Below are 26,244 nucleotides of genomic sequence, written 5' to 3'. Positions count from 1 at the left end.
TTAGATTAAAAAATTAATTATTAAGTAAAATAATGCAGAGAAGATTTAACCTTCTCTGCATTAATATTCAATAAATTTAATCCAAGTTTGGAAGTACTACGCCATCGATTACGTGTACAACACCATTTGATATTACTACATCAGCTGCCACCACATTATAAGTTGTTCCCGCAGAATCAGTTACAGTTACATTATTACCTGTTCTAGTTACTGTCAAGTTTTCGCCAGCTAGCGTAGGTACCTGTTGAGAACCTTCATTCAAATCAAAAGAGAAAGCAACAGCCGGTACAACATGATAACCTAGTACTTTAACAACTGCCTCAGCACCTAATTCTTCAATTAGCTCTTCAAGTGATGAAACTTCCAAGGCAGTAAGTAAATTTCCAAAAGCTTCGTTGGTAGGAGCAAAAACTGTGATTTCTTCAGCTTCAAGCAAAGTACTTCCCAAGCCAGCAGCTGTCACCGCTTCTAATAGAATAGATAGCTCAGCAGCTGTTGCCGCTTCCACAACGTTTGGAATATTCAATTCTGGAAGGAGCACACCATCAATCACGTGTACAACACCATTTTCAATAGCTACATCAGCTGCGACTACATTTACTGTATTCCCTGTTGCATCAGTGACTGTTACAGTAGAACCTGATACAGTTACTGTCAATTCTTGACCTGCTACTGTAGTAAAAGTATTTGATGCTTGTAGGTCAGAAGAGAAGGCTACAGCAGGCACTACATGGAACCCTAAAACAGTTTCTAGGTTATCAATTCCACCAATTCTTGCTACTAATTGTTCTAGGTTTGCAGCGTTGAAAGCTTCTAAGGCAGCAGCAAACGCATCATTAGTAGGAGCGAATACTGTTATTGCATCCAATCCAAGTAATGTAGTTGCCAAACCATCAACAGCAGTAACTGCAGCCAATAATGTGGTCAAACCTGCTCCCGTTGCAGCATCTACCAAGTTTGGAGCTGGCTCCTGTGGAAGATCGATTTCCGGTAACAATACTCTATCGATTACATGTACCACGCCATTTGAAATTGCTACATCGGCAGCTACAACGTTGGCAACATCACCATTTGCATCTGTTACTGTCACTGCATTACCGTTTCTAGCTACGGTTAAGGCCTGTCCAGAAACAGTGGTAAAGTTATTAGTCGCATTCAAATCAGCTGCGAAAGCAATGGCAGGAACTACGTGAAAACCTAAAACAGTTTCGAGATTTTCCACACCACCCAATTTCTCTACTAATTCGCCAAGGTTAGAAGCTTCAAAAGCGGTTAGCGCATTTGCAAAAGCATCATTGGTAGGAGCAAAAACAGTAATTGCTTGCGCGTTTAATAAAGTAGGTGCTAATCCAGGCACAGCTTCTACCGCAGCAAGAAGTGTTGTCAATCCAGCGGCATTAGCAGCTTTTACTAAGTCTGGGGCTGGCTGTGGTGCTGGTTCATCTTCTTGACAAGAAGCTGCAAATAAAAGGATTGCACCAGCAAGGAAAAGATTGAATATTTTTTTCATAGTTGATATAGTTTATGTTCGATTGTATAACCCCAAAGAATAAAAAATGGATGTATATACATATATCAACGGGGTATTACCTAGGTTGAATTGTGGATTTTTCAGGGTCAATTGTAAAAGCAAAAGGTCACCCCGTAAAGAATGACCTTTTGCTTTTAGATTAATTTAACCTTTTCTTAATCCACTACATGGACTTTCATCATATTGGTTTTCCCTTTTGCCTTTAGTGGCATGCTAGCCGTGTTGATAATGACATCACCTTCTTTGACATGGCCATCAGTTTTTAGTTGTCTTTGAATATCCATGAAAGTAGCATCAGTAGATACATTACTTTCATAGTAATAAGCCCTCACACCCCATACCAAACTTAATTGAGTAAGGAGTGGCTTATTTCTAGTAAAGATAAAAGTATTTGCTTTTGGTCTATGTGAAGCTATTCTAAACGCTGTAAATCCAGAGGATGTAATACCTACAATAGCCTTTGCACCAACATTTCTAGAAATTCTAGATGCCATTAAGATCAAGTTGTTTGAAAGGAAAGTCTTATCATCTTCTGGGATTTTATAAAGATTGTGATAAACATCTGCATTAGCTTCAATATGAGAAATAATAGAGCTCATTGCTTTCACAGCATTGATGGGGAAATTACCAGATGCTGTCTCTGCAGAAAGCATCACTGCATCAGCACCATCCAATACTGCAGTAGCCACATCATTGGTTTCAGCTCTTGTTGGACGGGGATTGACAATCATACTTTCAAGCATCTGTGTAGCAATGATCACAGGCTTACAAGCCAACTTACATTTCTCTACCATTTTCTTCTGCCAAAGTGGAACCATCTGCATCGGTACTTCAACTCCCAAATCGCCACGAGCTACCATGATGGCATCAGTAGCTTCAATGATCGAATCAATGTTCTCAAGAGCTTCTGGTTTTTCGATTTTAGCTACGATTTTGCAATTCTTACCAGCTTTTTCAATTCGCTTTCTGAGGTCATAAATATCTTCAGCAGACCTTACAAAAGACAAAGCAATCCAGTCCACTTCATTTTCAAGACCAAAGGCTAAATCTTCAATATCCTTTTCAGTGAGTGATGGTGCAGATACTTTGGTATTAGGAAGATTGATCCCTTTTCTTGACTTCAATATACCACCATGGATTACAGTACAGTTTACATTTTTGCCATCTGTATCATTCACCACTAATTCCAAGTTACCGTCATCGATCAAAATTCTATCCCCCGTAGCTACATCATTTGGAAGATTTTGATAAACTGTGCTGACAAGCTTAGATGTTCCGATCACTGGATCATTGGTAATGGTAATCAGATCTCCGGGATTGATTTCCACACCATTATTTTCCACTTCACCTACTCTTATTTTTGGACCTTGAAGATCCTGAAGGATTCCTAGCGATAAGTTTTGGTCTTTATTTATTTTGCGGATCATGCTGATTACTTTGGCATGACCTTCATGATTTCCATGTGAAAAATTCAATCTAAACACATTTGCACCAGCATTTGCGAGGTTATATAATGTTTCTTCATTATTAGAGGCTGGGCCTACAGTAGCCAAAATCTTCGTCTTGTTAAAGTTGGTTACACTCATGGGTAATTTTCGTTTTAATAGGTTAACAGGTTTTCTTTTGATTTAATCTTGTTGATATCCAATTTCACTACATTTTGAATGTATTGACTCTTGGATAGGCGCTCAATATACGTATTAATATCCAATTCAAAGGTCAGATCCTGAAGCAGGAGGAAGTAATCGATCATTCTAAGTTCGGGTACGAGATACCTAATACTTCCATTTTCATTTAGTGATCTATTTTTAAGAAGTTGGAGGTAGCCATGATCTTTTTCAATCATATATTGAGAAATGATTAAGGCAGTATCATCCATAAACTGAAGCTCAAAATCCTTGGATCTAATCAAATTGATATTAAGGCAATTGTTGATCACCCAAGCCATTTTATAGTCTTTGAGGGGAGCTACAAAGCCCAAAAGTTCAAAATCAAAGGGGTTGTCGACAAGTAATTTTGTTTTCTTCATTCAGGAAGAATTTAAAAAACAAAGTTAAAAATATTCCTTCAACTTCAAGGTGGTACGGGAATATCTTGAATTTACTTGTGTGTTTTTTTTGGCAATAAGGGGATAAATATATTTCTTTGCGAAGTGTTATAAAATAAACTGATAACAAAATGTCTGAAATTGCACAAAAAGTAAAAGCCATTATCGTAGATAAGTTAGGCGTAGAAGAATCTGAAGTTACTCCTGAGGCTAGCTTCACAAACGATCTAGGTGCTGACTCTCTAGATACGGTAGAACTTATCATGGAATTCGAAAAAGAATTCAACATTTCTATTCCAGATGACCAAGCCGAGCAAATCGGTACTGTGGGTCAAGCAATCAGCTATCTGGAAGCAAACGTAAAATAATATAATCACTTAAAATTCATTTATGAATTTAAGAAGAGTTGTAGTAACAGGTATAGGTGCCCTCACACCAATAGGAAATACCGCTCCTGAATTTTGGGAGGGGTTAACTAATGGTGTGAGCGGTGCTGCGCCTATTACTAGATTCGATGCCTCTCTTTTCAAGACGCAATTCGCCTGTGAGATAAAAAATCTCAATATCGAAGACTTTATTGATAGAAAAGAGGCTAGAAAGATGGATCCGTTTACACAGTATGCAATGATTGCTGTGGAAGAGGCCATGAAAGATTCAGGTTTAGATCTAGAAAAAATCAACCTACACAAAGCTGGGGTAATTTGGGGCTCTGGAATTGGAGGTCTTAAAACTTTCCAAGATGAAGTAGTAGACTTTGCCAAAGGTGATGGAACTCCGAGATTCAACCCATTCTTTATCCCTAAGATGATCGCTGATATCAGTGCAGGATTCCTTTCCATCAAGTATGGATTCAAAGGTCCGAACTTTGTCACAGTATCTGCTTGTGCTTCTGGCACCAATGCTTTGATAGATGCATTCAATTACATCAGGTTAGGCAAAGCAGATATTTTCATCTCAGGCGGTTCTGAAGCAGCAGTGACTGAAGCTGGAATAGGTGGTTTTAATGCTATGAAAGCACTTTCTCAAAGAAATGAAGATCCTCAATCTGCTTCAAGACCTTTTGACAAAGACAGAGATGGATTTGTATTAGGTGAAGGAGCTGGAGCTATCATTCTTGAAGAATACGAGCATGCAAAAGCAAGGGGTGCTAAAATCTATGCTGAGTTGGTAGGTGGTGGAATGACTGCGGATGCCCATCATATTACTGCGCCGCATCCAGAAGGAGAAGGTGCTGCCAATGTGATGAAATTTGCACTGGAAGATGCAGGAATGAATCCTGAAGAGATTGATTATGTAAATGTTCATGGTACTTCTACCCCACTGGGTGATGTGAGTGAAGTAAAAGCTATTCAAAAGGTTTTTGGAGAGCATGCTTATCAACTCAACATTAGTAGTACCAAGTCCATGACAGGTCACCTTCTTGGAGCCGCAGGTGCAATTGAAGCGATTGCTTCTATTTTATCTGTACAGAACGATATTATTCCTCCTACAATTAATCATTTTACTGATGACGAAAGTTTTGATAGTAATTTGAATTTGACTTTCAACAAAGCTCAAAAAAGAGAAGTTAGAGCTGCCTTGAGTAATACTTTTGGATTTGGTGGACACAATTGTTCTATCATTTTCAAGAAAATCACTGAGTAACCTTGAGACTATCACGTTTACTCAGAATTCAAGCGCTGTTTTATAATAAAAATGAAAAAAGGCTTGCTGCCGCCATCAAACATATGGTCGGTAGCAAGCCTTTTAATTTATCTCTGTATAAACTCGCTATCAAACACGCTTCGATTGCAGAAGAAAGTATTAATGGTCTCAAAATATCCAATGAAAGATTAGAGTTTTTGGGCGATGCTGTGCTTGGAACAATTGTGGCTGAATTTTTATTCATCAAATTCCCCTACAGAGATGAGGGCTTTTTGACTGAAACCCGCTCTAGGATGGTCAATAGAGAAGCACTAAATCAGATTGCAGTTAAGATTGGCCTTGCTAAATTGATCAATGAAGAATTGAAAGGACGAAACATTGCTGGGCACAAGTCCATCAATGGAGATGCTTTAGAAGCATTGATTGGAGCCATATATTTGGATAGAGGTTATGCTTTTACCAAACGCTTTGTCCTAAAAAGGATTATAATTCATTTTGATGTCGATGACATTATTTCTACAACGAGTAATTTCAAAAGTAAGCTAATAGAATGGGCTCAAAAAGAGTCAAAGGATATTGATTTCAACTTACTTTCCATTAGTGGATCGCAGCGTTTCAAAGAATTTTTGATAGAAATCAAAGTGGATGGAGAGTCCATCGCTCAAGGAAAAGGAGCCACTAAGAAAAAAGCCGAGCAGGAAGCTTCTAAAAACGCCTGCGAAAATCTAAATATCCCTATTTAGAACACTATCTTTGAATTTCCTGTTTCTAGGTATCAAGTCATTATTATGTCAAGATTGAAAATTGCCTGCGCTACTGTCAACCAGACTCCTTTGGATTGGACAGGAAACTTAAAAAATATAACCGTCGCCATTGCTGAAGCTAAAGAAAAAGATATAGAACTCCTTTGCTTTCCTGAACTAGCTATAACTGGCTACGGAAGTGAAGATTTATACCTTAGTTATTGGTATCCACAAAAGGCAGTAAAGCAGCTAAGGCATATTATCCCACTTTGTGAAGGTATCACAGTAGCTATAGGATTGCCAGTTCGTATACAGCAACATGTATATAATTGTATGGCAATCATAGAAAATACTGAACTAAAGGGATTTGTAGCCAAGCAGTTTATGGCAATTGATGGTGTTCATTACGAATTCAGATGGTTTACCCCATGGGAAGCACATCAAATTGTTTCATTCGATTTTTTTGGTCAAAGCATACCTCTAGGAGATCTAATTTTTGAAAAAAATAGGGTTAGATATGGGTTTGAGATCTGTGAAGATGCTTGGCGTGGAGAGGTCAGACCAGGGTTTAGGTTGAAAGACCGAAAAATGGACGTTATTTTCAATCCCAGCGCAAGTCACTTTGCCATGGGAAAGAGTATTCAAAGAGAAGAGCTTGTAAAGAACTCTTCTTCACTTTTGAATGCAACTTACTTTTATATCAACCTACTTGGAAACGAAGCTGGGAAGATGATTTTTGATGGTGAGATGCTTGTCGCAAAGGATGGAGAATTACTTCTCAAAAACAAACTACTATCCTACCAAGACTACCAAATAGTTTGCTTTGAATTTGATAAAGACAAAGAAAACTATCCTTCAATCTCAAGCATTCACAATAAAAATCAGGAATTCGTACAAGCAGCTTCGCTCGGTTTATTTGATTACTTACGAAAAAGTAAAAGTAGAGGATTTGTCTTGTCCCTGAGTGGTGGAGCTGACTCTGCAACTTTAGCTATCCTAGTAGCCGAAATGGTCAAAAGGGGGATTGCAGAATTAGGGATTGAGGAATTTTTAAGAAAAATCAATTTTAGTTTAGCACCTAAGACGGATAACCCTGCAAAAGAAATCGTACACGAATTGCTCAGTACTGCTTACCAGGCCTCAGACAACTCTTCCTATGCTACTTTTCAAAGCGCCAAAGGACTTGCAGATAGTTTAGGTGCGAAATTTTACAATTGGGAAATTACAGACGAGGTAAAGTCATACACCGAAAAGATCGAAAATGCACTTGGTAGAAAGCTTACGTGGGAAAAAGATGATTTGGCTTTACAAAATATCCAAGCGCGATCTCGATCACCCATCATCTGGATGCTAGCTAATATCAACAATGCCCTCTTACTTACTACATCAAACAGAAGTGAAGGTGATGTAGGCTACACAACAATGGATGGTGATACTTCTGGAAGTATAGCTCCTATAGCTGGTGTTGACAAATCTTTCATTCTTCAATGGCTTCGCTGGGCAGAGACAGAATTGGGACATACCGGACTAAAACATGTCAATGCACTTCAGCCATCAGCCGAACTTAGACCAAGTGATAATCACCAAACCGATGAAGATGATTTGATGCCCTATGGTATCATATTAGAAATAGAAAAACTCGCTATCCGAGACAGAAGATCTCCTATGGATGTATACCTGATTTTAAAAGAAGATTTGGAATTAGAAGAACCACTTTTGAAAAGTTATATCAAAAAATTCTTCAGGTTGTGGTCAAGAAATCAGTGGAAAAGAGAAAGAATTGCACCTTCTTTCCATTTAGATGAGTTCAGTGTGGATCCTAAAACCTGGTATAGATTTCCGATTTTATCAGGAGGATATGAAGAAGAGTTAAGGGAATTGGATACTATCTAAGAGAAAAATTCAGTAGGTTTTTTTCGGGAAATGTCTGATTAATCTACATCTTTGAAAAAGAATCAACCAAAAAATGATAAATAATATTTTGAACTATGTGGTTTGGAGTCCAGACCCAGCAGTTTTTCCTGGATTTGAAAGATTAAGATGGTACAGTTTGCTATTTGCACTGGGCTTCATCATTTCCCAACAGGTCATGGTTTACATTTTTAAGAAAGAAGGACAAAACCCTCAATTAGTTGACAAGCTGACCATATATATGGTTTTAGCTACAATTATAGGTGCGAGGCTTGGCCATGTCTTATTTTACGAACCAGAAAAGTACCTCAGCAATCCAATTGATATTCTGAAAGTATGGGAAGGTGGACTGGCTAGCCATGGTGCCGCCATTGCTATTTTGCTGGCTCTATTCATGTATGCCAAGAAGACACCTGGGCAGTCTTACCTTTGGGTAGTAGATAGGATTGTTATTGTGGTGGCTATGACGGGAGCCTTGATCAGAATGGGCAATTTGATGAATTCTGAAATTGGGGGTAAACCAACGGATTCTGACTCTGGGTTTGTTTTTGCTAGAGATACAGAAGAGGCATTGGAAACACTTAGGATTCCTCTAATTGATGTCAATGCCTACAAGCCTGCAGATAGACAAAGTGAATTGGTAGGCAAGGGAATTGTTCCAGTAAATTTTGATATCAAAATAGAAAAAGGGGGCTTTGAGGAAGATGTTTTGAGAAAGGCTATAGAAACCGATGTCAAATATGTATTGACGAGATTCAGGAGTTCTCAAAAATACCTATCAGAAGATCCGAGCTTAGCTCTAAACTACGACTTAGTTGACCGTGGAGACCATTATTTAGCCACCATCAAAACTTTCGGGATCACTAGATACCCAACTCAGATCTATGAATCCATATCTTATCTTCTGATTTTCATTATCTTATATTTGATCTGGAACAGATATAAGGAACGACTCCCTGATGGTCTTTTCCTTGGATTATTCCTAATTTCAGTGTTTGGGATGCGTTTCGTTTGGGAATTTTTGAAAGAAAACCAAGTAGATTTCGAAGAAGGGCTTCAGTTCAATATGGGTCAGACTTTAAGCATTCCTTTGGTCATTGGAGGAATTATACTGATTATCTTAGCAACTAAAAAAGGACTTAAGCCGAAGAGTGAAAAAAATCAAGGAACAGGGTCATGACCATGACCTCCCCAAGGATGACAACTTGCTATTCTCTTGATTCCAAGCCATCCGCCTTTGAATACACCATGTTTCATAATCGCTTGCTTCATGTAGTTACTGCAAGTAGGCGTATATCTACATGCAGCAGGAAAAAGCGGAGAGATCAAGTATTGATAAATCAATACGGGGAAGATGGCAATTTTTCGAATGATAGTTTTCAAGGTTATTAGCTATTTGGCAAATTTATGGAATAACATCAGGTTTACTTCTTATAATTCCAACTTTCAACAAACTTATAAGAAAGAAATCAGTACCTCTTTCGTAAATATCTAGATGAAGCCTTATATTTCAGTTTGCAAAAAAAATAAAGCCCATTCGATAGTGGAAACTTAGAATCAAAATAATTGGCAATAAGGAAGGAATGGTTTCTAAAAGGAAAAATCAAACAATGCTATTCAGGAACTTCTTTTTCATATTTTTCTCGGTGACAATTTTGAGTATAGTTCGGGAGGGATATGCTCAAGGTAATTCTTTTGAAGATAGTCTGAGGTTGGCTGTAGATATTCCTGAGCAAGTTACGATCAATAATATTTTTGTAGTCGGAAATCAAAAAACCCGTAAGAATATTATCCTTAGAGAACTCAACATAAGTCCTGGATTGACTTATGATTGGGAAGAATTGATCAGCATCATCGAGGCAGATCAGAAAAAAGTCTTTAATCTCCTACTCTTCAATTCTGTAGAAATCACTCCTTTGATTACAGGAGATGAACAAATTGAAATATTGGTTACTGTAGATGAAAGAAGGTATTTTATCCCCTCTCCTATTTTTGAATTAGCTGACAGAAACTTTGCAGAATGGTGGACCAATCAAAACAGAAGTCTCAAGCGGGTAAATTATGGTGCAAGATTCTATCACAATAATGTAGGGGGTAGAAACGAAAAACTAAGACTAACTACTCAATTTGGGTTTACACAAGCTTTTGATTTACTCTATAGCTTTCCATTTATTGACCGAAAGCAAAAGCACGGGCTAGCGTTTCAATTTTCCTATCTAACAAATAAAACCATTGCAGTTAGATCAGCTAACAATCGACAAGTATTCTACACCAATGAAAATGAGGATGTGCTGAGAAGAAACTTCTCCTCTTTCATCCGATACAGTTATAGAGGTAGTTTTTATAATTTTCATTTTGTGACTTTAGGGTATAACAATATCAGGATCAATGAAGATGTCTTTACCCAAAATGAAAATTACTTCCTTCATGGTGATAATACCTTAAGTAATTTTGTCGCTTCCTACAATTTCAGACATGATAGAAGAAATTACAATGCTTATCCCACACAAGGAGCCCTTTTGAATCTGGGGTTGACCAAATTTGGTTTGTTTGGATTCGATGATTTCAAAGACTGGGAGTTTACAGCAATCGCCAATCGATATTGGGAGCTCAATGACAAATTCCATCTTGCTTCTGGGCTTACAGTCAATAGTTTTTTCGGGAAGAGACAGCCATTTACTTCAGTAAGAGGAATTGGTTACATGCCCAATTTCGTCAGGGGTTATGAATTTAATGTGATTGAAGGGCAGCAATTACTAGTTCATAAAAACAGTTTGAGGTTCAAACTCTTAGATCTTGAATATGCCATTGCGGATTTTGTACCACTTGATGGATTTTCAACATTACCAATAAAGCTATACCTGAGCGGAAATTTTGACCATGGATATGTCAATGACCGCAACAGATTACCTGAAAACCTACGGCTGACTAATAAATACCTATTTGGCTATGGACCAGGTCTTGATTTGGTGATTTTTTATGACATTGTATTTCGACTAGAATATTCTATGAACAATTTGGGTGAGGGTAATTTCTTTTTCAACTTCAAGGCTCCATTTTAAAAATCGCAAATTTCAGCTAACCGATTTAAGTGTTTAAAATCGGTTAATGCCTTCCCTTTACCTTATAAAAGAAGTAAATTCATAGTTCTTGTTTCATCGCTATCACTTTTTGCCATGGCTAGAATATGGACTTTTCTTGGATTCATACTTTTCCCCTTACATCTTTATGCTCAGGGTGGTTTAGATACCTATGCCAAAGGAGCAAGAAGTATGGGTATGGGCAATGCAAATCTAAGTTTGGTAGATACCTGGTCAGTTTTCAATAATATAGGAGCATTAGGAAGAATTACAGAACCTTCCATCGTAGTGGGCTATGACCATAGATTTCAGCTAAATGAACTAACCACCTTATCAGCGGGCACCGTAATCGTCAGTGATCGATTCAATTTTGGACTTAGTGTTTCTTCTTTTGGGGACGAAGATTTTAATCAAAGACATATAGGTTTTGGTATTTCTAATCAAATGGGAATTGCAAGCCTTGGTGTCAAAGTCAATTATGTACAGACCAATATTGAAGGTTTTGGAAGAAGCGCTGTCCCTGTAATAGAGTTTGGTGGGCTTGCTGAATTAAGCCCCAACTTGTTTTTTGGCGCTCATATTTACAACCTAACCAATGCCAAGGTCAGTAAACTATCCAATGACCATATTCCTACCGTGGTCAAATCAGGGCTATCCTACTTACCTACTGACAAGCTGATCATCAATTTGGAAGCTGAGAAAGACATACTGCTTGAACCGGTGCTGAAGCTAGGCTTAGAATACAATTTGATGGAAAAGTTGTGGATGCGCACTGGAATTAATACCAACCCAAGTAATCTGTTTTTTGGATTAGGGTTTAGGCCGAAGAGCTTTGTGATTGATTATGCAATGACTCAAAATCAATATTTGGGTGCCACACATCATTTTTCTTTTGGATATATTTTTTCAAAAAAATGACAAAATGGATATTGATAGGGATACTTGTACTAGTGAGTCTAGAACTTCCTGCTCAGACCTACCGCAAAGGTGAAATTAATATAGAAGCATTTATTGAAGAATTATTTGCTATGCAGCAAGGGGAGGAGGAGTTTGAAGATATGTACGAAAGTCTCCTTCAGCTTTTTCTCAATCCCATTCATCTCAACAAAACTACTCCAGAGGAACTCAAGTCCATCTTCATTCTAAACCCCTACCAAATCAACTCCTTTTTTACTTACAAAGAGAGTTTTGGTCAACTAATCTCCATTTATGAACTTCAAGCCATACCTGGATTTGATATGGAGACTATTTACAAAATCCTCCCCTTTGTGACTTTGTCTGAAAACGAAGGATTTGTTAATCGTTCTTTGTTAAAAAGAATCAAAACTGAGCGAGATGCATACTTTATTTTTAGACAAAATAGAGTTTGGGAAACAAGGCGCGGATTTACCCCTCCTGATACGCTGAGCAATGGCCGACTAACTAGCAGATATTTGGGTGATCCAAACAATCTTTACGCAAGGTTCAGGATTCAACATAGCAAAGATTTCAGCTTGGGATTTACAATTGACAAAGATCCTGGTGAAGAATTCGTATGGGATCCTACTACCAAGCGTTATGGATTCAATTTCCTTTCTTACCATTTTACACTGTACAATCAGAAAAAATGGAAAGCAATCTTGCTGGGGGATTTTCAGGCACAGTTTGGACAAGGATTAGTCTACGGGGCTGGATTTTCTGTGGGCAAAGGGGCGGAGACAATTACGACAGTAAGAAGAAGTAGCATCGGTCTAAGACCTTATACAGGAGCGATGGAGTTTGGGTTTTTCAGAGGAATTGGGACTACATACCAAGAAGGAAACTGGACTGCCACAATCATAGCATCCCATGCACCTAGAGATGGGAGGCTACAAATCGCTGTTGATACTTTGGAGCGAGAGGAAATATTGATCAGCTCTTTACAGCTTTCTGGGTTGCACCGTACACCTACTGAGATTGCTTACAAGGATCAAATCAGAGAAAGTAATCTAGGTGGAAACCTTCAATTCAATCATCCCAATAAAAAATTGCAACTTGGGTTCAACAGCCTATTCACTAGATTCAGCCAACGCTTTCAAAGGAACCCACAAGTGTATAATCAATTTGAATTTTCAGGACAAGAAAATCATATTCACAGCACCTATTTCTCTTATAATTTTCAAAATTACTTCTTCTTCGGCGAAAGTGCTGTATCAAAAAGTGGTGGGACTGGTCATGTCATAGGGCTTATGAGTAGCTTGAGTAAAGCCGTAGACCTCTCAATTCTTTGGAGGAAGTTTGATAGAAATTTCCATACCTTCTATGGTAATGCTTTCTCAGAAAACACCCGACCTATCAATGAAGAAGGCATATACATTGGCCTCAATTTCAAACCTTCTATTCGCTACAATTGGTCATTCTACTACGATCAATTCAAGTTTCCTTGGCTTAAGTTCAGAACCTATGCTCCTTCCGAAGGGCATGAATGGCTCAGTAGATTTACGTATCGACCTTCCAAGGCTGTATTGCTTTTCGCACAGTTTAGAGAAGAGTCAAAATCCAGAAATATCAGCGAAATGCTCGGGCCTCAAAGTACTTATCAATTGGCTGTAGGAAAAAAATGGAACTATGTCATCAACTTAGATTACCGGATCAATCCCCATTGGAGTATCAAATCGAGAGTAATGGGAAGCAGATTTGATTTCAACAAACAAGTCAGCAATGGCTATGCGATCAGCCAAGATCTCAATGCTGATTTTCAAAAATGGAGAATCTCCACTCGATTTGTACTTTTTGATACTGATGATTTTGACAATAGGCAGTACATCTACGAGCGCAATGTACTGTGGGCATTTTCAATTCCAGCTTTGCATGGACAAGGAATGCGCTACTATCTCCTTGGTCAATACCGAGTCAATCCTAAACTAACTCTTTGGGCTCGATTTGGACGAACGACCTACACAGACAGGGAGCAAATTGGGTCAGGCTTACAAACAATTGCTGGAAACACACAAACTGAAAGCACTTTTCAACTCAGGTACCAGTTTAATCGATAAAATTCCACCATCGGTAATTGATGCAAGATTACGTTTTGTAATTTAAAGCATCTAAAATCAAAGACCTATGAGAACACTTTACACTTTGGTTTTTGCTATCCTTATGACCATAAGTTCAGCAACAGCCCAAAACCTTGATCTTTCTAAATTACAGAAAAAAGAAGGCTTTGTAGACTTCTATTTGGATGATGAAAAAGGAAAGATCTATCTTGAAATTTCAAAGCTTGAAAACGAATTCCTTTACGTAAACTCCTTACCAGCAGGTGTAGGCTCCAATGACATCGGATTAGATAGAGGTCAATTAGGTAGAACTAGGGTCGTAGAATTTAGAAAGGCTGGAAATAAACTTTTTCTGGTTCATAAAAATTATGATTTCAGAGCATACAGTGACAATCCAGATGAAGTCAAATCTGTCAAAGACGCCTTCGCAGAGTCTATCATTTGGGGCTTTGAGATCAGTAAGACAGAAAATGGAAAGCACATTGTAGATGCTACCAACTTTTACTTACAAGATGCACATCAAGTCGCAGAAAAATTAGGATCTGCTCGTCAAGGAACATATAGACTAGATAACTCTAGAAGTGCCATCTATGAGCCTATGACCAAAAACTTCCCTCAAAATACGGAGGTCGAAGCTACTATCACGGTAACAGGTACTCCCTCAGGTAGCTATATTCGCTCAGTAACACCTTCACCAGAAGCTGTTACTGTAAGGCAGAGGCATTCATTTATTCAATTACCAGATGATCAGTATCAGCCAAGAGAATTCGACACAAGAGCAGGATACTTTCATATCAGTTATTTAGACTTCACTAGCCCAATCGGTGAACCAATGGAAAAGAAATTTATTTCCAGACATCGATTAGAAAAGAAAGACCCAAATGCTGCTATTTCTGAACCTATCAAGCCGATCGTATATTACTTAGACAGAGGTACGCCTGAGCCAGTTCGTTCTGCATTGATCGAAGGGGGCAACTGGTGGAGTGAAGCCTTTGAGGCGGCAGGATTTAAAAATGCCTTTCGGGTTGAATTGATGCCTGAAGGAGCTGACCCCATGGATGTGAGGTACAATGTCATCCAATGGGTGCATAGATCGACTAGAGGGTGGTCTTATGGGTCCTCAGTAAGAGACCCAAGAACTGGTGAAATTCTCAAAGGGCACGTGAGCCTTGGTTCGTTGCGGGTGAGACAAGATTACCTGATTGCCCAAGGGCTATTGCAGCCATTCGAGGATGGAAAACCAAAAGACCCAAAAATGTTGGAAATGGCTTTGGCAAGATTGAGACAGCTTTCAGCACACGAGATTGGACATACCATCGGTCTAGCCCACGCATACGCTTCCTCTCCTACTAACCGCGCCTCTGTGATGGATTACCCTTATCCTTATATCACAATGAATAATCGAGGTGACTTAGATTTCTCTAAAGCCTACGATGACAAAATCGGTGATTGGGACAAGTGGGCAATCAAATACGGTTATGCCACCGTGCCAGAAGGACAGCCAGAGAAACAGTTTTTGAATAAAATATTGGAAGACACTTATGCTGCGGGACATACCTTTATTTCTGATTCTGATTCTAGGAATTCTAGTGGTAGCCATCCACAAGCACACCTTTGGGACAATGGCGAATCTGCATCAATTGAGCTTGCTAGAATGATGGATATCAGGGCCAAAAAGTTACAAAGCTTCGGTCTAAATGCTTTAGAAAATGACCAGCCAGAGGCTTTAATTGAAGAAGTGCTAGTTCCGCTCTATATGATGCATCGCTACCAAGTAGAAGCAACAGCCAAACTAGTTGGGGGTGTGGATTATACTTACAAGGTCAAAGGAGATAACCAAAGAAAGCAAAGCAGATTGGATGCCAAGGCACAACAGGATGCCTTGAATGAATTAATTACCGTCATCAAGCCAGAAAACTTGGCTTTACCTAATGAAATCATTGAGTTAATTCCTCCGCGTCCAATGGGCTATGGGAGAAACAGGGAGACTTTTCCTTCTCGAACAGGACCTAATTTCGACCCGATTGCTCCCGCAGAAAATGTAGTGGATATGACTTTCAGTTTCCTTTTTGATGCCGCGAGAGCTAACCGAATCTCACAACAAAATGCCTTTGACAGTAAACTCCCATCCTTGGATGCTGTTTTGGGTACCATAAGAACTGGAGTATTTGCTACAGCTTCCAAAAATGACTACCACAGCCAGATTCAGCTGATGACTCAAAACAAAATGATTGATCACTTAATCAAACTTGCCAAAGATTCTAGAGCAAGCTCTATGGTCAAAGCAGAGGCTAGAGCAATATTAAAAGACATCAGTAGCAATGAACTCAATACCTATGGAGATAAGAGTGCAAAAAAAGGCAAAGTAATAGAAGAAAGCCACCGCATGTATCTGGCAGATAAAATTTCAGCATTCTTGAGACTACCAGAAGAATTGAGTACTCCAACTCAAATTAGTATACCAGATGGGGCTCCTATCGGTAGTGATGACATGAGCTGTGATTTTGAAATGGTAAACTTTACATCTTCCAAATAAACTCAATCATGAAATAAGCTTCTTTTCAGGAGATTTTCTTGAATATTCATCCTTCAGACGAACGATATCCTCCTCGTCTGAAGGTTTTTTTGGATCTATATGAACCCATATTTCAGCAATAATCCCCCAATTATCCAAACCGATTAGTCTATGCCTCTCTCGTTGAGCAAGCTTGATTACTTCTCCCTGAATCATATTTATAGGTTCGTTTTCCTCATCAGTATATGAACGGCAGTAGGATGCATTTCCTGCAATTAAATTCCATAATTCATATCTCCTGTAATGATATTGCCAAGAAAGCTTTTGAAAAGGAGCAACAAGTAAAATTTTTGGACTGAAAGAAGAACTACCAGATAGGTCAAGGATTTCTTTTTCAAAAAATATAGATGTGAAACTTTCTATCTGGTTAGGTTCAATCACAAAAAATCCTCCCCAAGGTCTATTTTGATCTAAAGCAATAATTTCTAAATGAAATTCTTTTAATTGGAATTCAATTTGAGAAAAAATCTCACTTTTAGTCGAATCTTGTTTTAATGTATTAAACATAAAATTTAAACTTTACTAAAGGTAAAAGAAATCTAATTTAGATCTATACTTGGCTTCTCTTGCGACGAAAGAAAACCAAAAAACACATAAATCCATTATTTCACTAAAAAAGCAAGTTTTATTTGTACGGTAGTGAAGATCTAAAAACTCCTTATCGGCCTGACCCAAAACTCTAGATCTTTATTCTCAAAAGTAGTCCGCCCAGTTCCGAAGTTGTGGACAATAGCTTGTCGTCTGATTTCAAATTGGGAAGAAGACCAATAAGGTTCCCAGGTTCCATTACGCATATTGCCAATAAAATCTTTGTTTTCATACATCAAAAGCAATTCATCTTTTGATGGTAAGTACCAATCGTCAAAGCCATTGACTTCCAATGCTGCGCACATACTCGCAGCTGTGACTTCTTCACAAACTTCTACTATTCTGTTGGTATTTCTCTGTCCCGCACCTATAAAAGTAAAATTTGTGCCTGGAATAATTCTACTAGTACAGCCCCAAGGAAATCTACCAGATAAATCTTCTGGTGCCGCTATAAGTCCATGTTTCCCTGTCTTATCTATATAGAATATCCTCCCCCCCTGATATTCCATACCTAAAACCAAAAGTGGCTCCCTGTCACAAGAAGTCAATACAATTGCAAAAACGACGATTAATACTCTTAATACCATATTCATCACCAAATATAGGACAATCGGAAATTTTATCTATTAATGCTGGTTATCAAATTTGATTTTTTTAATCCTTTGTAACAAATATCATATCATTAGTAGCTCAATCTATTTAAGTTTAACTCCATTAATCTAATTTTCTTCAAAATTGGAAGTTAGGTTTGTTCTTCTTCAAAAGTCTATTATGAAAATAAAAAATACGATTTCGATTATTGTCTTCATATTCACTTCTGCTTCGTTGCAAGCTCAAAGTGTGGTCGTATCAGGTATGGTGAAAGATACAAAAAAGAGAGAACCCCTGCCTTATGTTAATATTTTGGTTAAAAATCAAAATGATAGCAGCTTTGTGGTTGGTACAGTCACAGATGAATCAGGTGTTTTCAAACTCTCTCCAATCAAATCTGGTCAATACTTTATCACTTATTCTTATGTGGGATACAAACCTAAATCCGAGAAATTGGAGATAGGTCGCTTAAGTGAATATTTGGACCTCAGTTCTATATTTTTAGAAGAAATGGCTGAAGAGCTTAGTGAAGTGATTGTTTCTGGCTCAAGAGAGGAAGTTGAAGCAGCTTTGGATAAAAAAACATTTTCATTGGAAGAGAATATCAGCCAACTTGGTGGATCTGTCTTACAAGCACTACAAAACCTCCCAGGCATCACAATAGATCAAAATGGAACCGTATTCCTAAGAGGAAGTGATAAAGTGGCCATTCTTCTAGACGGAAAACAGACTGCAATTACTGGAATAGGTGCACAGTCTGGATTAGAAAATTTCCCAGCTTCTTCTATTGAAAAAATCGAAATCATCAATAACCCTTCTTCAAAATATGATGCTACTGGAAATGCTGGAATCATCAATATCATTTTCAAAAAAGAAAAAGAAGAGGGGTGGAATGGTAAAGTAGGAATGATTGCAGGGCTGGGAAATCTATTTGAAAAAAGAGAAAGCCTTCCAGGACTTCGAGATCAATATAGATTCACCCCTAAACTCAATCCTTCACTTTCCCTAAACTATAAAAAAGACAAAATCAATTTCTTCTTTCAAGGAGATGTACTCTGGCATCAGCAGATGATGAAAAGCGAATTTACGGATAGAGTCTTTGAAGACGGTACGGCAATAAGGCAACAGTATATTGAAAATAGAACACAACCCATCTACAACTTCCGTACTGGGCTTGACTGGAATCCAAACGAAAACAACTCCTTTACTTTCTCAGGATTGTTCAATTACAGAGCGTATACTGACCTAGGTGATATCCTCTATCAAAATGCTCTCACCAATCAGCAACAAAGGTTGTGGCAATACTTCGAAAACGAGGTCAATCAAACATTGTTTGCCACCATCACCCATACCTACAAATTCAAGCAACCTGGTCATCAATTGACTTCTTCATTCAATTATTCTTTTAGAAGAAAAGATGAAGTGTTTTATTTCACCAACGAAGAATTAGACTTTATTGGAACGGATACTACAGCATTGATTGCTGACGAAAATATTTTTGACCTTACTATGGATTACATTAAGCCGCTGAGAGCTGGAAGAATGGAATTGGGCACCAAGCAGAGAGCACGAGTTTTTCCTAATTTGATCACTTTCTCTCCAGGGAACAATTCAATCTTAGATCCTGGCTTGGCAGGAAGTGCCGAGTATCAAGAGTGGCTATCTGCAGTCTACGGGAACTATATCTATGAAAAAAATAAATGGGAACTAGAGACAGGTTTGAGGGTAGAGTATGTAAAAGTAGACTATTTGGTAGATCCAAATCATGCGGTCTTTGAAAGTGCTGGTTTTGATTACTTCGAACCATTTCCAAGCCTGAGAGCGTCCTACTACATCAATGACCTGAGTAATTTCTCAATCTTCTATAATCGTAGAGTAGACAGGCCAGAAGAAAAAAATCTCAGAGCCTTTCCAACCTATGCAGACCCCGAAATCTTAAGTATTGGTAACCCAACCTTAATTCCTCAATTCACACAAAGTGTAGAAGCTGGCTACAAAAAATCCAATGACCAAGGGTATTTCTATGGAGCCATATACCATCGAGCATCCACTAATCTATTGACAAGAATCACAACCGAAGTACCAAATTCTACTAGATTGGTTACCATAGATCAAAATGCGGGACGGGGTTGGAATACAGGTATAGAACTAGTCATTTCTCAAAAAATAGGAGATATATTCACGCTAAACTCCAATGCCAACATCTATCAAAACAGAATTGGTGCTTTTTCATTGAATAATGCCTATCCTTCTGATATCAATTTCAGTAGATCTGAAGAAAGCAACTTCACAGGAAATGTAAAAGTCAATGGGCTTCTAAAGCTACCGAAAAGCTTAGATGTTCAGCTGACGGCAATCTATCTTGCTCCTGATATAGTTCCCCAAGGAAGGATTCTATCACGGTATCATTTGGATGGAGGAGTTACCAAAAAAATCCAAGAAGGAAATGGAGAGTTATTTCTCAACGCGACAGATATATTCAATACCTTGTTGATCAGGTACAGGTTGGAAGGGAATGATTTTACACTCAATTCTAATGACTATTTCGAAACGCAAGTATTCAGATTGGGGTATAGCTATAGGTTCTAGCGTTTTTATTCTTTGAAAATTATTCCAGAAAATGACAATCCTCGATAAACAAACTCTATAGAATCAAAAAATCGATTAAGTAATTTTTATCACAAAGTCCAAGGCCTAAATTCCCTAAAATTGTATTGTCAAAAGGGAATAGATCCTTAATTTCCCTTTTTGATTTAAATAGAAAATAACAGCAACGAATAAAATTAGAGACTATGTTTTTCGAATTAGTTTATGACAAAAGTTTGGCACAAGCCAGTTACGTAATCGGTTGTCAAGCAGGCGGTGTAGCAGCAGTGATTGATCCTAAAAGAGATGTGGACACTTATCTACAAATCGCTAAGGCCAACAACATGAAGATCACACATATCTTCGAAACACACATTCATGCAGATTTCTTAAGTGGTGCTAGAGAGTTGGCTGCATTGACTGGTGCAGAGATGTATCTTTCTGATGAAGGCGACAAAGATTGGAAATATGAATTCCCTCACAATAAGATCAAAGGTGGAGATAATGTTAAGTTGGGTAACCTTAATTTTGAAGTGATCCACACTCCTGGGCACACACCTGAAAGTGTGAGTTTCCTATTGACTGACAAGCCTGCATCAAGTGAGCCTGTGATGTTATTTACAGGGGACTTTGTATTTGTAGGTGACGTTGGCAGACCAGATTTGCTTGAACAGGCAGCTGGGATTAAAGGCACACAGGATATCGGAGCAGCACAGATGTTTGATTCCTTGAATGACTTCGCCAAGCTGGGTGATTTTATCCAAGTTTGGCCGGGACACGGTGCAGGTTCTGCCTGTGGCAAAGCCCTAGGAGCCGTACCTAGTACCACCGTTGGCTATGAAAAAATCCGAAACTGGGCACTACAACTGCTCAATGATAAAACAGCCTTTACCAAAGAACTCTTAGCAGATCAACCTGAGCCGCCAAGATACTTTGCGATGATGAAGAAGCTGAACAAAGTTGATAGAAGGCTTTTGACTGAAGTGCCACAAGTGAAGAATTTGAGCAAAGCAGATTTTGATCAAGTCAAAGCTTCAGGGGCTAAAGTAATCGATACCAGACCTTGGCAAGACTACGCAAAAGGATTCCTGAAAGGCACGCTCAGTATTACTAACAACAACTCTTTCTCCACATGGATGGGTTGGTACATCAACTATGAGGAGAGCTTCTACCTAATAGCTGAAGAAGCCCAGATCGAAGACCTTACACGCAAGCTAATGAGAATTGGATTGGACAATCTAGCTGGCTATATCACCCCTGCTCAGCTGGCAGCTTATGAAGCGGGCAACCTTGCTTCTTTTGAACCCATTGACAAAGCAGCAGTAGAAGCTGCTAGAGCAAAAGGTGACACCCAAATCGTAGACGTAAGAGGTGCAGCTGAATTCAAAAAAGGACATATCGAAGGTGCTGAAAATCATTTTGTAGGCAAACTCGATCAAAACTTAGACAAAATTGCCAAAGATAAGCCTGTGATCATTCACTGTCAAAGTGGTGCCAGAGCAGCGATCGCATACTCCGTTTTAGTTGCCAATGGATTTGACAACATTCAGAACTATGCAGGTGGCTGGGCTGACTACAGTGCTTAAATTTTAGATTTTAGTATTGGTTAATTGAATTGAAAAAACCCACCTTGGGAGGCAAGGTGGGTTTTTTGTTCTCTATAAAAAACACTTTTGCTTTTTGTTTTATGCAAAAAACAAAATGAAAGATTAATTGAGATCAAGCGAAAATCATAGTGGAAATGAATTCGACCCCTACGGGGTCGCATCGTGTATCGTCGGAATGTTGCTATAAACATATGATCCCATTCGGGATCAAGGTAAAGAAAAGACCTCGTAAAGTTTAGATGCTTACTTAAATCACCATTCCCTTATACCCACAAATCACTTTTTCTGATGTCTATCTATCAGCACTTCCATCACTTCATCGAGTTCATAGCCTTTGGCCTCTAATAAAATGAGGTAGTGGAAAAGTAAATCTGCAGCCTCTCCCATAAACAGGTCTTTGTTGTCATCCTTGGCTTCAATCACAATTTCTACAGCTTCCTCTCCTACTTTCTGAGCTATTTTGTTGATGCCTTTTGCAAAAAGTGAAGCGGTATAAGACTGGTCTGTCGGATTGTTTTTCCTATCCTTAATGATTGCTCTCAATTGATCGATAAAAAGCGTTTTACTCTTGTTTTCCTCTGCGAAACAAGTATCATCTCCTGTATGACAAACTGGCCCAACGGGCTTGGCTTTAATCAAGATGGTGTCATTATCGCAGTCAACAGTCAAAGAAACCACATTGAGAAAGTTCCCCGAAGTTTCTCCTTTGGTCCAAAGTCTGTTTTTGGTTCTAGAAAAAAATGTAACTCTCTTTGTTTCCAAAGTGATGTCTAAAGCTTTCTGATTCATATAACCTAGCATCAATACCACATTGGATTCTGCATCTTGAATAATGGCTGGTACAAGGTCATTCACCTTCTTAAAATCTATGTTCAGTTTGTTCATATCTTATATATTCGAACCTGTCAACTAAATGTCAGGAATTCAATCGTCTGTCTCTAAAATTTTATATCACCACATACTGCTTTGTACTTTGTACATGGTACTTCGTACAGTTTCTTTCCTCTTGGTTCTTGCTTCTAGTTTTTTGCCTCTCGCCTCACTTTCTAATCGCAATATCTTCCCCACCAAGATAGCTCTTCAAATTCGGAATTGGAATTTCTTTGAAATGGAAAATGCTTGCAGCTAAAGCGGCGTCCGCTTTCCCAAAGGTAAACACATCTTTGAAATGCGCCATATTTCCTGCTCCTCCAGATGCAATTACTGGGATAGAAAGCATACTGGATATTTCAGCGGTGATTTCGTTGGCAAAGCCTCCTTTTGTACCATCATGATCCATGGAGGTCAAGAGAATCTCTCCAGCACCTCGTTCACAGACTTCCTGTGCCCAAGCTTGTGTTTGCAAGATAGTTGCTTTTCTTCCTCCGTGTGTATGCACAAAGTCAATTCCATCGACATTTCTTGTATCTATAGCTACCACAATACATTGGCTCCCAAATTCAAGTGCCATTTCATTGATGATGTCTGGATTTTTTACTGCTGCGGAATTGATGGAGATTTTATCTGCCCCTGCGTTTAGCAAAATTTTTACATCCTCCACAGTTGAGATTCCTCCTCCCACAGTGAATGGTATATTGATGGCTTTTGCTACTTTGGTCACGAGTTCTGCCAATGTTTTTCGCTTGTCCACAGTTGCAGTGATATCCAGAAATACCAATTCATCTGCGCCTTCATCTGAATAAATCTTAGCTAATTCTACAGGATCACCTGCATCTCTTAACTCCACAAAATTAACTCCTTTGACCGTGCGGCCATCTTTGATATCTAAGCAGGGAATGATTCTTTTTGTTAGCATTTTGGATTGAGGGATTGATTTAAGGTTGGAAGGTTTGAAAGTTAAAAGGTTTTAATGTTTTAAAAGCTTGTCCGCCGTGGCGGATTGGCTTGCGTCTGATTGTGAGATTTTAAGAACTTGTCCGCCGTCGCGGATTGGTCCCCTCGATAGTTATCGGGGTTATCGGCATGGAAAATTGATATTCTATTTTAAAAACTAGCGTCTTGTGTCTCATATCTCACGTCTCATATCTATTTTCTCAAAAAGAAGCTAACTCCTCAAGACTAATTCTACCTTCATAGTATGCTTTTCCTACAATAGTTCCGTAAACACCTGTTTTTTGGAGTTCTTCAAGATCTTTAACACTGGATACTCCTCCACTAGCAATCAATTTGATATTTGGGATTTCTTGAAGGATCTCTTTGTACAAGTCCACTGATGGCCCCTGAAGCAAACCATCTTTGGCGACGTCTGTACAGATTACATAGCTGATTCCCTTGGCATGATAATCTTTGATGAAATCTATCAAGTCCATGGAGGTCGTTTCCTCCCAACCTGAAATTGCAATTTTCCTATCTTTGGCATCTGCTCCTAGAATGATCTTTTCTCCGCCATATTTTGCTATCCATGATTCAAAGAGCGTAGGATTTTTCACTGCAATACTACCACCAGTCAATTGATGCGCTCCCAATTCGAAAGCCAATGCAATGTCTTCATCTGATTGCACCCCACCACCAAAATCTACTTTAAGTGACGTGCCAGAAGTGACAGAGCTCAAGACTTCTTTATTGATAATTTTCTTCGCTTTTGCACCATCTAAATCCACTAAATGCAATCTCTTAATTCCAGCATCCTCGAAACGCTTGGCCATTTCCAATGGGCTGTCATGGTATTCTTTCTTTTGGTTATAATCACCTTGTGTAAGTCTAACACACTTACCTCCGATGATGTCTATGGCGGGAATAATGTACATTTAATTGTAGATTTTAGCCCCGAGGGGTCGGGGAGATTGTAGATTTTAGATTAGGGAAAATAAAGAATTGGGAAAATTTAAAATCACAAGATTCTTGGAAAATTAGAAAGTTTTAAGATTTGAAGACCTCTCTCCCAGTGCTCTCAAGATTGAGGTGACGTAGTCGCAGATACACTTATATCTCTCGCTATCCTGTCTTGACTCTCGCTTCTTGATTCTCGCATATCGTCTCTTGCCTACTTATGTTGCTTCTCGTTTCTTTGTAAATTATACTTTGTACTCTGTACAGTTTACAGGCTCAAGAAATTTCTCAAGATTCGCTCTCCTACCAATCCGCTTTTCTCTGGATGGGCTTGCATTGCGTAGAAATTATCCCTGTGCATCAATCCAGCAAAGTCCAACACATAATTAGTCGATGCTATAGTATACTCACTCAACTCGCAGTAATAGCTATGCACATAATAGACAAATGATTCATCATTCAGGCCTGCCAAAAGTGGGGTTTTGAGATCGAATAAATTGTTCCAACCTACATGGGGCACTTTAAAATCCATGGGATTTTCAGGTACAAATTTCTTCACTTTAACAGGAAATACACCCAAACACGGGGTATCATTTTCTTCAGAGTGCTCACAAAGCAATTGTTGTCCCAAGCAAACGCCAAAAAACGGCTGCTTCAAGTTGGGAATCAATTGATCTAGTTGTTTTTCTTTGAGGTAACGCATGGCCGTACTTGCTTCCCCTTGTCCAGGGAAAATGACTTTATCAGCTTTTGAAATTTGCTCCAAATCATCTGTCAGAATGGCCTCTGCTCCCAGCCTTTCTAAGGCATAAAGCACTGACTGAACATTACCTGCGTTGTATTTTATTACTGCTACTTGCATGGATGCAATTTTGATTTTAGGCCCGAAAACTACCAGAGAGATCTTGGGGTTTTCAGTACCCGATTTCTCAAGTCCTGTACTTTCATTTCTTAAGCCTGCAAATTTAAAAATAATTCATCCCGATTAGGGATTTAATCAAATAGATTTCAAAAAAGATTATTTTATTTCTTATTCAAGAGAACAGACACCAATGTCATCAAATAAGTATTTATAACTATTCCTCATATCCACTTTTGATCACCGTTGTAATCATTTTAAACTGTTCATTAGCTGTAAAACTATGTTGTGAATGCGCTGGAATCACTATACCTTCTCCCAAATTAAGATAGATGGTCTTGTCATCAATATTCACCTCTGCAGCTCCATCGATAATTTGAACATAGGTATCAAATGGAATTGTTTTTTCTTCCACTTCTTCACCTATAGCTATCGAAGTTGCTGTAATATTCCCAGTAGTTTTTTTGATTATTGTCTTACTAACTACTGCATTAGGAATATATTCAATGATTTCGATGATGATGTGTACTTTACCTTTTTCTACTACTTCAATATTTTTCATTATCTCTGATTTTAGACATTTATACATCTTAATAATCTAATTTATTAGTAAAAGATTTCGAATTTTCTATACCATTTTCTATCGAGTATCGAATTTACTTTATTCATAAATTCTCCTTCAAAACAATAAATAAAATG

At 38.4% G+C, this 26,244-nt stretch carries 22 protein-coding genes; 11 read left to right on the top strand and 11 right to left on the bottom strand.

Annotation, left to right across the window (positions count from 1 at the left end):
• Window positions 1–76 precede the first annotated feature (76 nt).
• The 3 genes from CHB66_RS06720 to CHB66_RS06710 form a co-directional block, all read right to left on the bottom strand.
• Window positions 77–1,510 carry a fasciclin domain-containing protein gene (locus tag CHB66_RS06720; protein ID WP_089239268.1) on the bottom strand — a complete coding sequence of 478 codons (1,434 nt, stop codon included), beginning with the start codon at window positions 1,508–1,510 and terminating at the stop codon, window positions 77–79.
• Between the two features lie 176 nt (window positions 1,511–1,686).
• Entirely contained in the window at window positions 1,687–3,117 is a 1,431-nt protein-coding gene (gene pyk, locus CHB66_RS06715) for a pyruvate kinase (RefSeq protein WP_089239266.1), read from the bottom strand.
• Window positions 3,118–3,131: 14 nt separating this feature from the next.
• Complete coding sequence (locus CHB66_RS06710; protein WP_089239264.1) at window positions 3,132–3,560, bottom strand: IPExxxVDY family protein; 429 nt, start codon at window positions 3,558–3,560, stop codon at window positions 3,132–3,134.
• A gap of 149 nt (window positions 3,561–3,709) precedes the next feature.
• Between CHB66_RS06710 and CHB66_RS06705 the strand changes: the two genes are divergently transcribed.
• The 5 genes from CHB66_RS06705 to CHB66_RS06685 all read left to right on the top strand — a co-directional run bounded on the left by CHB66_RS06705 (window position 3,710) and on the right by CHB66_RS06685 (window position 9,056).
• The gene (locus tag CHB66_RS06705) at window positions 3,710–3,946 is read left to right on the top strand and encodes an acyl carrier protein (RefSeq protein ID WP_008629501.1); all 237 of its coding nucleotides are present in this window, start codon (window positions 3,710–3,712) and stop codon (window positions 3,944–3,946) included.
• A 22-nt stretch (window positions 3,947–3,968) separates the two neighbouring features.
• Complete coding sequence (gene fabF / locus CHB66_RS06700) at window positions 3,969–5,222, top strand: beta-ketoacyl-ACP synthase II (RefSeq protein WP_089239262.1); 1,254 nt, start codon at window positions 3,969–3,971, stop codon at window positions 5,220–5,222.
• Between the two features lie 2 nt (window positions 5,223–5,224).
• Window positions 5,225–5,965: a ribonuclease III gene (gene rnc, locus CHB66_RS06695; RefSeq protein ID WP_089239260.1), complete on the top strand. Its 741-nt coding sequence runs from the start codon at window positions 5,225–5,227 to the stop codon at window positions 5,963–5,965.
• Between the two features lie 45 nt (window positions 5,966–6,010).
• Window positions 6,011–7,858: an NAD(+) synthase gene (gene nadE / locus CHB66_RS06690; RefSeq protein ID WP_089239258.1), complete on the top strand. Its 1,848-nt coding sequence runs from the start codon at window positions 6,011–6,013 to the stop codon at window positions 7,856–7,858.
• Between the two features lie 73 nt (window positions 7,859–7,931).
• Window positions 7,932–9,056 (top strand): prolipoprotein diacylglyceryl transferase, encoded by a 1,125-nt coding sequence (locus tag CHB66_RS06685; protein ID WP_089239256.1) that lies wholly within the window; start codon window positions 7,932–7,934, stop codon window positions 9,054–9,056.
• On the opposite strand, the gene yidD is transcribed toward CHB66_RS06685, so the two are convergent.
• Window positions 9,038–9,265, bottom strand: coding sequence for a membrane protein insertion efficiency factor YidD (gene yidD / locus CHB66_RS06680; protein ID WP_394335276.1), 228 nt, complete (start codon window positions 9,263–9,265; stop codon window positions 9,038–9,040). The genes CHB66_RS06685 and yidD overlap by 19 nt on opposite strands.
• A gap of 221 nt (window positions 9,266–9,486) precedes the next feature.
• On the opposite strand from yidD, the gene CHB66_RS06675 reads away from it, so the two are divergent.
• From CHB66_RS06675 to CHB66_RS06660, 4 genes are all read left to right on the top strand, one after another.
• Complete coding sequence (locus CHB66_RS06675) at window positions 9,487–10,938, top strand: BamA/TamA family outer membrane protein (protein WP_245812679.1); 1,452 nt, start codon at window positions 9,487–9,489, stop codon at window positions 10,936–10,938.
• Window positions 10,939–11,052: 114 nt separating this feature from the next.
• On the top strand, window positions 11,053–11,874 hold the full coding sequence (locus CHB66_RS06670; RefSeq protein WP_089239250.1) for a PorV/PorQ family protein: 822 nt from the start codon (window positions 11,053–11,055) through the stop codon (window positions 11,872–11,874).
• Entirely contained in the window at window positions 11,871–13,970 is a 2,100-nt protein-coding gene (locus CHB66_RS06665; protein WP_089239248.1) for a helix-hairpin-helix domain-containing protein, read from the top strand. The genes CHB66_RS06670 and CHB66_RS06665 overlap by 4 nt, the downstream gene beginning before the upstream one ends.
• A 67-nt stretch (window positions 13,971–14,037) precedes the next feature.
• Window positions 14,038–16,506 carry a zinc-dependent metalloprotease gene (locus tag CHB66_RS06660; RefSeq protein ID WP_089239246.1) on the top strand — a complete coding sequence of 823 codons (2,469 nt, stop codon included), beginning with the start codon at window positions 14,038–14,040 and terminating at the stop codon, window positions 16,504–16,506.
• A gap of 6 nt (window positions 16,507–16,512) precedes the next feature.
• On the opposite strand, the gene CHB66_RS06655 is transcribed toward CHB66_RS06660, so the two are convergent.
• Both CHB66_RS06655 and CHB66_RS06650 read right to left on the bottom strand, forming a co-directional pair.
• Window positions 16,513–17,052: a cupin domain-containing protein gene (locus CHB66_RS06655; RefSeq protein WP_089239244.1), complete on the bottom strand. Its 540-nt coding sequence runs from the start codon at window positions 17,050–17,052 to the stop codon at window positions 16,513–16,515.
• A 140-nt stretch (window positions 17,053–17,192) separates the two neighbouring features.
• Window positions 17,193–17,726 carry an Lcl domain-containing protein gene (locus CHB66_RS06650; protein ID WP_089239242.1) on the bottom strand — a complete coding sequence of 178 codons (534 nt, stop codon included), beginning with the start codon at window positions 17,724–17,726 and terminating at the stop codon, window positions 17,193–17,195.
• A gap of 178 nt (window positions 17,727–17,904) precedes the next feature.
• Between CHB66_RS06650 and CHB66_RS06645 the strand changes: the two genes are divergently transcribed.
• On the top strand, window positions 17,905–20,313 hold the full coding sequence (locus CHB66_RS06645; RefSeq protein ID WP_245812678.1) for an outer membrane beta-barrel protein: 2,409 nt from the start codon (window positions 17,905–17,907) through the stop codon (window positions 20,311–20,313).
• Window positions 20,314–20,516: 203 nt separating this feature from the next.
• Entirely contained in the window at window positions 20,517–21,896 is a 1,380-nt protein-coding gene (locus CHB66_RS06640; protein WP_089239240.1) for an MBL fold metallo-hydrolase, read from the top strand.
• A 297-nt stretch (window positions 21,897–22,193) separates the two neighbouring features.
• Here the strand turns inward: CHB66_RS06640 and hisIE are convergent, their stop codons facing one another.
• From hisIE to CHB66_RS06615, 5 genes are all read right to left on the bottom strand, one after another.
• The gene (gene hisIE, locus CHB66_RS06635; RefSeq protein ID WP_089239238.1) at window positions 22,194–22,802 is read right to left on the bottom strand and encodes a bifunctional phosphoribosyl-AMP cyclohydrolase/phosphoribosyl-ATP diphosphatase HisIE; all 609 of its coding nucleotides are present in this window, start codon (window positions 22,800–22,802) and stop codon (window positions 22,194–22,196) included.
• A gap of 154 nt (window positions 22,803–22,956) precedes the next feature.
• Window positions 22,957–23,712, bottom strand: coding sequence for an imidazole glycerol phosphate synthase subunit HisF (gene hisF, locus CHB66_RS06630; RefSeq protein WP_089239236.1), 756 nt, complete (start codon window positions 23,710–23,712; stop codon window positions 22,957–22,959).
• A gap of 238 nt (window positions 23,713–23,950) precedes the next feature.
• The gene (gene hisA / locus CHB66_RS06625) at window positions 23,951–24,664 is read right to left on the bottom strand and encodes a 1-(5-phosphoribosyl)-5-[(5-phosphoribosylamino)methylideneamino]imidazole-4-carboxamide isomerase (RefSeq protein WP_089239234.1); all 714 of its coding nucleotides are present in this window, start codon (window positions 24,662–24,664) and stop codon (window positions 23,951–23,953) included.
• 290 nt (window positions 24,665–24,954) lie between these two features.
• Entirely contained in the window at window positions 24,955–25,548 is a 594-nt protein-coding gene (gene hisH / locus CHB66_RS06620; protein ID WP_089239232.1) for an imidazole glycerol phosphate synthase subunit HisH, read from the bottom strand.
• A gap of 214 nt (window positions 25,549–25,762) precedes the next feature.
• Complete coding sequence (locus tag CHB66_RS06615; protein ID WP_089239230.1) at window positions 25,763–26,107, bottom strand: cupin domain-containing protein; 345 nt, start codon at window positions 26,105–26,107, stop codon at window positions 25,763–25,765.
• Window positions 26,108–26,244: the final 137 nt, after the last annotated feature.

Source organism: Belliella buryatensis (genome assembly GCF_900188245.1).
GTDB lineage: Bacteria > Bacteroidota > Bacteroidia > Cytophagales > Cyclobacteriaceae > Belliella > Belliella buryatensis.
The sequence above is the reverse complement of the archived record's forward strand: the minus strand, read 5'-3'. Positions and strand labels throughout refer to the sequence as shown.